We start from the raw sequence: 2,216 nt of genomic DNA, 5'->3' as shown, positions 1-2,216 counted from the left end.
TTCAAGCAAACTTACCACAAAGTTCTCTTTTTTGAAGTTTAGTATATACTCGTGATAGATAGGGATAAACCCTCCGGCATAGTTTTTGTTAGCGCTGTCGCAGTTATGCTGCGCCTTGATAACTATTCCTTCAAGTTTCCCTGGAGCAAACTGAATAATATCTGACTGTAACGACCAGTACCATCCGTTTTTTCTCACATCGCCCATAAGCACTGAATAATTTCCTCCCTTGCAGACTGCCTCGTAAATATTCAATAGCGCTATCTCGAGCTTTTGCAGGAATTCCTCTGGTGAACCGCACCTTGAAAGATCGTCGGGATGCGGTGTTTTTCCCCATACCTCGCCTGAGTAAGCTATGATGTTATAATAGGGAGGATGAAAAAAAACATAATCCGCATTGCGTGGTAATCTTTTTAACTCTCCTGCCAAGAAGTTCCCTTCTATAAGGGAAGGGATGAATCGGCGAATTTGCTTGACATTGTTTTTCAGTTCTACTATAATTATACCTATGAAATACAAATTTGATAAAGGAAACCACTCTGTTTACTGCCTTCAGTTCCACTATGTTGCTTGTGTGAAATATAGACAAAAAGTTCTTACAGATACTATTTCTGCAAGATTGAAAGCAATCAACCTTGATGTTGCCAAAGCCTTCGGTGTAGAAATTATTGAACAGGAAACTGCTATTGACCATATACATATCCTCTTTTCCAGTAAACCTCAAATACAGCCTTCCAAGTTTGTAAATAGCCTGAAATCCGTTTCTGCAAGGCTGATATTTCGAGAGTTTCCAGATGTAAAAAAGAAACTATGGGAAGGACATTTTTGGAGTCCTTCTTACTTTCTTGCTTCAACTGGACAAGTAACACTTGAAGACTTAAAGCGATATGTGGAGAACCAGAATGCGTAAGACCTACAAATACAGACTTTATCCAACAAAGAAGCAGGTTCAGAAACTTGAGTGGACGCTTGATATGTGTCATATTCTGTATAACTCCTGTCTTCTGGATAGAAGGAATAATTATGAGCAGACAGGCAAGGGTCTTTCTCGCATAAGGCAACAGGAAACTTAAATCCGATAAAAAGAAAATAGAGTTTCTTAATGATATTCATTCTCAAGTCCTTCAAGATGTTCTGTTTAGAGTAGAAAGGGCATTTCAGGGTTTCTTTCGTAGGCTCAAAGAGAAAAATGGCAAGGCTGGCTATCCTCGTTTCAAAAGTGAAAACAGATATGATTCTATCACTTATCCTCAACAGCCTGGTTTTCAATTGACAGAGCAGGGTCTTAAACTTTCTAAAATAGGAACCATAAAGCTCAAGAAGCACAGAGAGATAAAAGGTGATATAGAGACCTGCACCATTAAGAAAGAGATTGACAGGTGGTATGCTTGCTTTTCCGTTGAGTATGGGCCTGTCAAAAAACTTATACCTGATAAGGCTATCGGTATTGATATGGGTATCAAATCCTTTGCTACACTTTCTAATGGTGAGATTATAGATAATCCCAAATATCTTCGTAAGTCTGAAGAAAGACTTATCACCAAACAGAGGCAGCTTTCTCAAAAGAAGAAGGGATGTAAAAACAGAAAGAAGGCAAGGATTAAGGTTGCTAAACTTCATTGCAAAGTTCGTAATCAGAGAAACGACTTTCACCACAAAGTATCTCGTAAGATTGTGGATACCTATGGTTTTATAGTTGTAGAGAACCTGCATATAAAAGGTATGGTAAGAAATCATCATCTTGCCAAGTCTATTAGTGATGCTGGATGGAGACAGTTTCTCAATTACCTTACATATAAAGCGGAAGAAGCTGGATGTTTGGTAGAGAAAGTATCCCCACATTATACAAGCATCAATTGCAGTGTTTGTGGCGAGCCTGTTCCTAAAACCCTTGCTCAAAGGATACATCGGTGTCCTTTCTGTAAGACCGTTATGGATAGAGACCATAATGCTGCTCAAAATATACTCCTAAAATCTACCGCAGGGACTGCGGGAATTAACGCCTGGGGAGAGGCGGTGTATCAATGCCCCTCGTTGAACCAGGAAGCCCTGTCCGTAAGGACGGGGTAGTTCACGGAGCTCCTTTACGATGTAACCGGATGTGTTTCCACGCCACGATGCTTTTCCGTAAGGCCCCCTTTCCGGGAATGATAGTATTGAAATCATATTGATACCTCCAGAATACGGTTTGGAAGAAAAAGGAGGTCCTTAACAAA

4 protein-coding genes are annotated in these 2,216 nt (G+C 40.0%); 3 read left to right on the top strand and 1 reads right to left on the bottom strand.

The genetic code is table 11. From position 1 onward, the window contains the following. Positions 1-429, bottom strand: a 429-nt coding sequence (locus tag NTU69_10870) for a hypothetical protein (GenBank protein MCX5804011.1), incomplete at its 3' end; no start/stop codon positions are given. Positions 430-508: 79 nt separating this feature from the next. Here NTU69_10870 and tnpA point away from each other — a divergent pair. From tnpA to NTU69_10855, 3 genes are read left to right on the top strand one after another with little or no spacing between them, the layout of a single operon-like run. Continuing rightward, positions 509-910, top strand: coding sequence for an IS200/IS605 family transposase (gene tnpA, locus NTU69_10865; protein ID MCX5804010.1), 402 nt, complete (start codon positions 509-511; stop codon positions 908-910). Then, positions 903-1,073 carry a helix-turn-helix domain-containing protein gene (locus NTU69_10860; GenBank protein MCX5804009.1) on the top strand — a complete coding sequence of 57 codons (171 nt, stop codon included), beginning with the start codon at positions 903-905 and terminating at the stop codon, positions 1,071-1,073. Before tnpA ends, NTU69_10860 begins: the two co-directional genes overlap by 8 nt. A 34-nt stretch (positions 1,074-1,107) precedes the next feature. Further along, on the top strand, positions 1,108-2,070 hold the full coding sequence (locus tag NTU69_10855) for a transposase (protein MCX5804008.1): 963 nt from the start codon (positions 1,108-1,110) through the stop codon (positions 2,068-2,070). Positions 2,071-2,216 lie beyond the last annotated feature (146 nt).

The organism is Pseudomonadota bacterium (assembly GCA_026388215.1).
Taxonomy (GTDB): Bacteria; Desulfobacterota; Syntrophorhabdia; order Syntrophorhabdales; family Syntrophorhabdaceae; genus JAPLKF01.
Note: the sequence above shows the minus strand (reverse complement) of the source record. Positions and strands in the feature narration are given on the sequence as shown.